Genomic DNA, 8,953 nt, shown 5'->3' on the forward strand with positions numbered 1-8,953 from the left:
AATCTCCCCGTTTACCGCGGGGCACTTGATGCCAAAGTTGCTGACCCAGGAGGTAATCTTCAGTGCCGAAAACTGGCCGGTCTTTGATCGGAATGCTGGCCGGCTTCAAATCGGAACGGTGGCCGGTCTTTGATCGGAATAGCGGCCGGCTTCGCGTCGGAATCCGCACCTTCGACCATCTCCGGTCGGAGGAAGTTTTCCGATTGTTCGGCGAGATGGCCAAGGTGGGTCAGGTCATTTACCTGACGCATCATCAACACCTTTGCGAGATAGCGAAGTCGGTTGTCCCCAACGTGGCCATCCACGAGCTCGGGTAATTCAAACGGGGTCGTTGCCGGCGTGTGCTCGAAACAAGTGGCATCGCCAATAACCGCTTCGCGCCTCCTTTGGGACGTTCAATTGGTTTATGACGTCTGCTGAAATCGGATTCGTCCGATACGGGCCACCATTCGCGCTAGGTCCGCGACGATCGCCCATGACGGCTGTTTTGGCGGTCAGTCGCCGCACGCCGGCCGCCATGCGTTGGCTCGACGCTCAGGTCAGAGGGTCAGACGAGCGATGATCTTCGCTGGCTTCACTGCTCGGATCGAAGGTGTGACGGCTTCTGGTATTTGGAAGGTCCTCAGGTTCTGAGCTTTGGATGTGGAGCCCGGTATCGCTGCCTCTGCGGAAGCAATGTCTTTTGCACTCACCTGCAGCGACTTGCAGGCTCCCTTCTCGTCCCAAAGATTCTTGGCAACCGCGCTTCCCACCGCCGCCGTGATGGCAGTGGGTGCGACATCGTTCGGCGCGACTTGACGCGTCGCGATCAACGCCTTGATTGCCTCACCGAGGATCGCAGCGGAGTCGTCGAAGCCAATCCCGCGAACTTGATCGAACCTCTTCTCCGTGCTCCCGTCAATGATGCAGTGATGCGCAATGAAGATCCAGTCGTGGATCATGTAGGCTGGGGCATAGCCCCAAGGTGACAGCCCTTTGAAGACCTGCGCGATCTTCGGGATTGAGCCGCCGTCCGTGTACATGAGGCCTGGCTTGATCGTGCTTCCTGGTGCTGCCGGATCTGCCCGATGGAAGATCAAGGGATCATGAGGGTCGGGCACGAACAGGAAACTCCCGTCACCGGAATTGTTGCCCTCACCGACCCACATCACGAACAAGCTGCCGGATATCTCACCGGTGGTAAGCTTCTGGTAGTCTATGGAGCTGCATCCTGCTGCCGTTGCAACTGCGAGCGCGATCACGCTCGTAAGGAAGCGACCTGCAAATCGCCGAGACAGGCGGATCTGATCGCTAAACGCATTGTGCCGCATCGTTCCACCTCGGTCGAACAGGGTGCTGATGGTATGAGACGCTGCCAAACGAACGGACGAAGTCAGAGAAAACCGACCCAATGGCTCTCGGCGACAATCGAGATTGGCAACCCCTCGTCGCGCCAGGCGGTCGCTTTGAAAATCTTGTCGCCAAACGATGAGTGCTTCCAAGACTCCGTGGCGTACGCACCGATCACGAGCACGTCGGTCTTTTGCGTCAAACTGCCGGCGCGGCCGCCACGATCCGCTATGGCCTGCTCGCAGTATTTTCGCTGGCCATAATTGAACGTCCCGGTGAAACAGTACGACCGACCTTCAAAGGTCAAATGCGGAGGCGGATAGCAAAGGGGCAGGGTGGTCGGCTTCAACACTTCCCCGAGTTCGAAATCTCGGTTCGAGAAGCTGTTCAACGTATCGAGAAGTTCGGTGTGCTCATCGGCATCGAGCACGCCGTCCGCAAGGATTTCATTGACCCGTCGGTACAAGGTCCGGACGATCGGCTGATCGCTAATCTCGACGTTCGCGGCCAGCCATTTTTGAAGGAACTCGACTTCCGCCTTGTTGATACTTCCGTCTGCAGCGAGGCCGCGCGCTAACCCAATCAACTCATCGATCTGCCGCGAAGAAATACGATCGCCGCCGACGCGGTTGTAAAACTTGTCATCCATGAACCCCTCCCTAGCAAAGCGTCTCGCACGCTACCCCGTCACCATCCCTATCCAGCTTGCGGCCCCACGCACAGTTGTGCAGGTACCATTGGGCGTCTGCGCAGGAACTGATTTGCGAGCAGTACCGCCGGGGCTCGCACGAAAGGCCGCCGCTTTGCGCGACCAGCTTGCGACTGATGATGCCGAACGGCTGGCTCGACGGCGCAGCCCCGTCGCCATGCGATGCGCGCCAGTCCCAAGGCGCTTCGAACTTGCCAACCCATAGACCAAGCCTCGCCGCCTTGGCGTTGGCCTGCTGCGGCGCGTAGGCGCCGTTGCTGTAGTGCGGCCAATCGAGCGCCTGGCCATGCTCTACCATCCACGTAGCCACGCTCGCGCCGTCGGCGCGCCAGCAGTCGCCGACGAAGCGGTGATAGCGATCCCAAGTCACGAAAGTGCACTGCACCGGCCGCGAGGCGGCCAGGAAACTATCCAGCGCTTCGGCGGATCGCTGACCGCATGGGTACTCGAAGCCCTTGGCGTCGTCGCAATATTGCTTGCTCTCTGGCGCGTCGATCCCGTTGAACCGAATGCGCTGGCCGTGGATCTCGATTGTGTCACCGTCAATGACGGACGCCACGCCGATCATGGGGGCGGGCCTTGGCTCGATCCAGTTCGAAGGGGTCAGGTCGAGCAACCGGTCACTATGCACCATGACCATCTCAGCGGCGAAGGCGCCTACTGCAGCGGCGGTCACGAAGATCAACCGTCGGGGCACACTCGCCCACCGCAGTGCACGGGAGTGTTTTGCGCCAGTGCGCTTGCGCCAGCCATCAGAACGATTGTCGTAACGAGACCTATCCACACCCCACTCCCCAGCGGAGAGAATGCTCCTAAATGTAGCAGAGGTCTAGTGAGGTCTATTTTGCCGAGGATTCCCTTAGGAGTTGAGGCCGCACTTACCCTAGCGCAACAACTGCTAGTCCCGATCCGAAGCTCGTTTCGAAGCCAATATGCTCAGCTTCGGAATTGTCGCAGCGTCGTATGGCCTCGAAGGCGATCAGCTATTGTCTTCGACCGGCGCACTGGGGCCATTTTTCTTGATCGAGTCGATGGCGTTCTGAGCGCTGGATTTGCTTGCGTAGCCCTCGGTCGAGAATATCACCTCGCTGTTGTACTTGAAGCGAACGCGAAACTCGCCACCTTTGTCCTTATAGATTTCGAACTCATGTGCCATGGGTGTGCCCTCCGTTGACAGTGAGAAGCCCGTAGGAATCGAGAAGGCCTTCAAGATCGCCATGGCCTGCCAACAGGTGTTTTGCGTCTCGTTTGGGCTACGGAAGCGGAGTGAGCATCCCTGAGGATGCTAGCGTGCTGCGATCGTCGACCCGTTTGATCAGCCACAATGTCTAGTCTGGACAACCCGCCAGACAATGGATCGAGGCGCACGCGGATCCGACTCGGCGGCAGCTTTGCGCCGGTGGGTTCAACCGGTCACTGCAACACTCTTAATCTGAGAGGATGAGGAGGTGTTGCATGGTGACGTCACGGATCTGGTTTACGTCAGCGCAGAAGGCCGAGCTTCGGGAGCGATGGAAGCAAGGTCAGAGCATTTCGTCGATCTCGCGGGCACTGGACCGCCGGAACAAGACCGGCGTTCAGCGGATCGTATCCTTACACGGCGGCATTGCTCCCTCAGCAAGGCGTAGAGCAGCCTCGGCGCTCGGGCTGGCGGAGCGCGAAGAGATCTCTCGCGGGATCGCGGCGGGTCTCGCGATACGCGCTATTGCACGACGCGCAATCTTGTTGTCGGTGTCGGTGGTGGTGAACGCGTCATAGTTCCTGCCGTCGAGCCCCACACCATTGTCTTCGACCACGATCTTTGAGGGAGCCTGTCTGCTCGCCATGGTGAGCGTGACAATGATTTTCCCTTGGGTTGCGACGTTGTCCTTGAATCGATCCTGGGTGCTGTGGATCGAGTTGCTGACCGCTTCGAAGAGTGGTTGCATAGCGTCAGCTGCGTTGGTCGGCTTGGGAAGCCGATCAATCCTTTTGACGAAATTTGTCTTCAACGATGGCATCTATTTCCCCCGCTTAATATCGCTTACTTGACGGGCCTTTCTGGGTGACCTTCAAGCGTTGTATTGTAAACGATGCTCCCTCCGGACATTACTGGAGCGATCAGGTCGGTAATGAGATAAAGCGCAGCCGCTGACAACGCGTATCCGTCCTGCCCAGCCTCTCGCGGTTGGCAGAACCGAACCAATGGCAAGTTTAGGGCCGCCACGCCAGCGCTCGGAACGGCATAGACATCAGTTCGTCGTCAAAAGAACTGCCTTTGCGGTTCGGACCAAACGACCATGAATCTCGACGATTTCGCCGGCCATGCCGTGCAGCTCTTTGACAACGCGCTTGAACCTATCCGGGAACTTGTCCTCCCACTCCGACGGCACCGCGATCCAACCTGGTCCGTTGGCAGGAAATGTGCTCCGATTGATCTCGACCAAGTAGTCCCGGGCCTTAGTCCATAATTCCAACCGCACTGCGTCAATCTGCGACGAACTGAACTCGCGCTCCGGCGCGTTCCAGTTTGCGACGAATTCCCGAAGTGGATCTAACCTCGCTGAGGGAAACGAAAACCCAGCCATGTTCCATTCGTCGATGAACCCAATGACTCCGTCCGATCGCATTAGTTGCAGATACTCTTCGTACAGTGTCTGGTCGTGTGCCTTGCTCGGATCGACACCGCGCTTGAACTGCGGATAGTGCTTAAAGAAGACGGAGTCCTCGAGGGCGAGGTCTCCCACGACGTCGTCCCAGAACAATATGTCGACCAGAAAATCCCCAGCAGCCTTGCGGGCAATCGAGATCAGACGGACATCTCTCTGCAGAGTCGCGTCACGTGGCGCAGTGGTGGAAATGTAGAGGTGGTCGAGCTTGGGCCTGAAGCCCTCGGCATTGGCGATTTCGTTTTCCACCACCTTCAATGAGATCCCAGCCAGCGTGTTCTTGCATTGCACCCCGATATGCTCGCCCACGCCATCATGCCCCCATATGTCGACCCCGTCCTGCGCTTGGCCTTTGCGCCCGTTGCCGAAAAACTTCGAGGAATCCCATCGATGCTTCGCTGCCGAAAGGCAGATGTCTTCGAACTCCTCCCAGGACTTTGGTGGCGGAACTTGAGAGGACGAAATGGTGGGCATCAGTGGTGTCCAAGATGAGCGCATGAGAGCACTTCTGCCCGACGTTCACGCGATTGGCTATAGGCCAACCTTCGATTCCCCCACATTGCTCGGACATGTTGGCGGCACAAGTATCGCGAACAGTCAAAGACTTGATCGATCGGGTGACGCCGGCCGACAATGGCTGGCATCCAAGGACAATGGGCGAAGACATGCCATGGTGAGGTTTAGGCCGCCAGACCGATTGCACCTATGATACCCGCCACTGCAATACGCTGGCATTAACTCGGGCAAACAGCAGGTGGCTAATGTCCGCTATTGGAAACGGCTTTGTAGTTATGAATGACCGAAATGAGGTCCGAAGCTGACCACGTGCATGCAGTGCTCAACGGCAGGTGTCACGCGGTGCACACCGCGAAGCGTACTGTCGTCGGCAGGGGCTAGAGTCCAGAATTATCTGTCGTTGGCCGGACTGCTAAGTGGATGATATCGCGCTGCTTTCGCCCGAAGAGGTTGCCAATGCCTTTCGGACAAGAGGTTACCAATGTGCCCCAACGACAATCAATTCCCGATTGGCCTTAAGGAGATGTTTTGATTGAGCTTATTCCGGCCAGGATTGATAACTTAAGGCCACTAAACACGCGCATTGGTAACCCCCAGCGACAGGTTTGGTAACCCGCATCGACCAAGGTCCCGTTCCGCGCTGCCCCCCACAATCGCGTTGTGTGACAGAAGGCATCAGCATCTCAGCGTGGCGCGTGCGCAGGGCTTCAACGTCCTGACTCAATTTTGGACAGCGACAGATAATTCGGGACTGCACACTGATGCGCACAGCGGTGGCGGACGCGGCGTTATGACTCGGATATATCGGGTTGGAGTGGGTGGCGGTTTGGCGTGCGGCGTGATTCCATCGGGTCATGTCGGAGTCACCCGATTCTCGAACGCTGACCCCTGCGGACCTGCTCGACATGATCGTGCATTTGCGGGCGGAGGTGACCGGGCTTAGCGCCGAAAGTGCGGCTCTGAAGGATGAWATACGGCGTCTGAAAGTTCCACCGCCGAGCCCGACGTTGAAGCCGGGCGGGATGGAGCCGTCGTCCAAGCGGAGCTCGCCTGCGGCAACGGGTCCGAAGCGGCGTCGCTTGAGCCGGGCCACCGTCACCGAAGAGCGCCGTCTTTGTTATGAGCCGCCACCGGGGTCGCGGTTTCTGGGCGAACGAGCTTCGTGGTGCAGGATCTGGCCATCGGGTGCCGGTGCTCCGCTATGGTGTTGCCATGGTTACTCCCACCCGACGACAGATAATTCTGGGCTCGGCCCTCACGACGCCACATAATTCCGGACATTACACCATAGAACAGTTTCCAGCCGCCTGGCCGGCTTTGAGCTGCTCTGAACAGGCAAAAAGGAGATAGCATGGATCCCTTTGGCAACGTCAATCCATCCCGCGTCTCAGATCTCGCCCGCACAGACGATGCAGGCTCGCAGCAGCAGACCGACCAGGTGCGTTTTCAGGAGCATCTGAACGCGTTGCGGCCAGGCCAGCATCGGCCAGCTGTCCCAAACAGCCGTCTCGCCAGGCGGCGAACCGGCTCACATGCAAATGCGGTTGGTCCGAGCATGCTGCAAGAGGAGGACGCGGAAAGCGGTTCGCAGTTGCCCTTTGCTCCACCAGCTCACTCACCTGCGCAGAGTTTTGACCAGGACGAGCTCTTTGCCGCCGCCGATCGCGCCGGGCCGTTTGCGGCTGCAAGTTTCGCTTCGCAGTTCTGGCAGGATGCGGAGCGGGTGGCCCACTCACCGGCGCAAAGTSGCGATCAGCCGCGGAGCCGCGCGGCGATTGGGGACGGTTACGAAGCTTTGAGTTCCATCCCGCCGCCGCGGGTCAACCCGCCCGCCACGGGCTTTGGAAGCGCACCCGATGGCGTGAGCCTCCCTCACGTCATCGCGGACGCATATCGGCCTGCGGCCAATCAACAGGGCGATTTGACCGGCGCAAGCCATACAATGCCGACCGCGGCGCCGCACCAGGCTGCCGTCGTTCAGCAAACGCGCAGTCGCAAGCGCGGCCGCGAGCATCCGGACGAGGCGCTTTTTGCCGCTTACCGTGCCCAGGCGGCTAAAACAGCTAAGGTGGGTGAAAGCTCGATTCGTGGCGATATAACGGCGCTGCGCAAGTTCAGCATATGGCTAGACGAGAACGATCAGAGCCAAATCCGTAGCCGGATTGACGACGGGCAGCTCGTCAGTCTGGTGAAGGACTTTGCGGGCAACGATGCCGTACTACTGGGCGACACCAAAGTGGCGTTGGGAAGGCTGCGGCAGCATTCTGCCGGACAGCCTGTGACGGCTGCTTCGACTGTTCGACCCGGCACGAAGGACGATGAGGAACTCTTCGCCCAATACCGGGCAAAAGTCGTGGTCAAAGGACCAACCTTGAGGGACGAACTAGCGGCGCTGCGCAAGTTCAGCAGATGGCTTGACGAGAACCATCGGACGCAGATCGCCGGCCGGATTGAGGACCCCGGGTTGGACGCGCTGGCGAAGGACTTCACGGAGCGCGAGGGCGCCCGTATCAGCCCGGCGCTGAAGAGGCTCCGGCAGCTTTCTGTCAGACAGCCAGTGACGGCTGCTTCGAATGTTCGACCTGTCACCAAGGATGATGAGAACCTCTTGGCCCAGGCTGCCGGCCTCCAAGAAGGGACCATGGGAGGCGGTTTGACCGGCGCGCGCCATACAATGTCGGCCGCGGCACCGCACCAGGCTTCCCTCGTTCAGCAAACGCGCAGTCGCAAACGCGTCCGAGAGCATCCGGACGAGGCGCTTTTTGCCGCCTACCGCGCTAAGGTGGCTAAAACAGCCAAGGTGAGTGAAAGCTCGATTGCTCGCGGTATAGTGGCGCTGCGCAAGTTCAGCACATGGCTTGACGAGAACCATCGGACCCAGATCGCCGGCCGGGTTGATGACGAGCAGCTGGACGGTCTGGCAAAAAACTTTGCGGGCAAGGATACCATACTACTGAGCGATATCAACGTGGCGTTGGGAAGGCTCCGACAAGCCTATGCCGGACAGCCTGTGACGGCTGCTTCGACTGTTCGACCCGGCACGAAGGACGATGAGGAACTCCTGGCCAGATACCAGACAAGAGCCGTAGCTGCCCGCCTCAAAGAAGGAACCATGTGGCACGATCTAGCGGCTCTGCGCAAGTTCAGCACATGGCTTGACGAGAACCACCAGAGCCAAATCCACGGTCGGATTGAGGACGAGCAGTTGGACCGTCTGGCGAAGGACTTCGCGGGCAACGATGCAAAACTACTTTCTGAACTTAACGCCGCATTGGGAAGGCTCCGGCAAGCCTATGCCGGACAGACTGTCACAACAGCTAGATCGCGTCCTGTCAGCGAAGAGAACCAGGTGATCGAAGATGCATGTCGGGCAGCTRCAGGCAGGTACGGAAAAGACACGCTAAGTAAGTATCGGAGTCATTTGTGTCGTTTCAACAGCTGGCTTAGTCAGAACTTCGGCAAGGGCATTGCCCAGATTGAACCCGCGGTTCTGAGCCGGGCGGTTGACGAATACAAGAAGAACGCAGGCCCCSGTTTCGGCACAGCCTGGGGCTTTCTGCAGAGATATCGGCAAATGGTCGCAGCCAACAATGCGCTGGGCTTGGCAGCCCATGGGCAAGCGGCCCCGCGCGGGCAGCCAAGCGGCCCGCCCACTGGAGCTGTACAGAGCACCTCGCCCGTCGCCTTCTCGCCCATCCCCATGTCCCCGAGCGACCCGGCCTGGGACGTGCTGCGAGCCTTCCATGAAGAA

At 59.1% G+C, this 8,953-nt stretch carries 7 protein-coding genes; 1 reads left to right on the forward strand and 6 read right to left on the reverse strand.

Annotated elements, in window-relative coordinates; all coding sequences use genetic code 11:
* Positions 1–539: 539 nt before the first annotated feature.
* The 6 genes from LCM4577_RS26970 to LCM4577_RS26995 form a co-directional block, all read right to left on the reverse strand.
* Complete coding sequence (locus LCM4577_RS26970) at positions 540–1,310, reverse strand: hypothetical protein (RefSeq protein ID WP_050070824.1); 771 nt, start codon at positions 1,308–1,310, stop codon at positions 540–542.
* 62 nt (positions 1,311–1,372) lie between these two features.
* Positions 1,373–1,978, reverse strand: coding sequence for a BRCT domain-containing protein (locus LCM4577_RS26975; RefSeq protein ID WP_042643610.1), 606 nt, complete (start codon positions 1,976–1,978; stop codon positions 1,373–1,375).
* 10 nt (positions 1,979–1,988) lie between these two features.
* A complete protein-coding gene (locus tag LCM4577_RS26980) occupies positions 1,989–2,672 on the reverse strand; it encodes a thermonuclease family protein (protein WP_371410082.1) in 684 nt (227 codons plus the stop codon).
* A 345-nt stretch (positions 2,673–3,017) separates the two neighbouring features.
* Entirely contained in the window at positions 3,018–3,194 is a 177-nt protein-coding gene (locus LCM4577_RS26985) for a YegP family protein (RefSeq protein WP_071035130.1), read from the reverse strand.
* Between the two features lie 421 nt (positions 3,195–3,615).
* Positions 3,616–4,038 (reverse strand): ATP-binding protein, encoded by a 423-nt coding sequence (locus tag LCM4577_RS26990; RefSeq protein ID WP_042643608.1) that lies wholly within the window; start codon positions 4,036–4,038, stop codon positions 3,616–3,618.
* 231 nt (positions 4,039–4,269) lie between these two features.
* Positions 4,270–5,160, reverse strand: coding sequence for a hypothetical protein (locus LCM4577_RS26995; protein ID WP_042643606.1), 891 nt, complete (start codon positions 5,158–5,160; stop codon positions 4,270–4,272).
* Positions 5,161–6,553: 1,393 nt separating this feature from the next.
* Between LCM4577_RS26995 and LCM4577_RS27000 the strand changes: the two genes are divergently transcribed.
* The coding region (locus LCM4577_RS27000; protein ID WP_131803526.1) for a hypothetical protein at positions 6,554–8,953 on the forward strand (2,400 nt) is incomplete at its 3' end.

Source organism: Mesorhizobium sp. LCM 4577 (assembly GCF_001854795.2).
Classification (GTDB): Bacteria; Pseudomonadota; Alphaproteobacteria; order Rhizobiales; family Rhizobiaceae; genus Mesorhizobium; species Mesorhizobium plurifarium.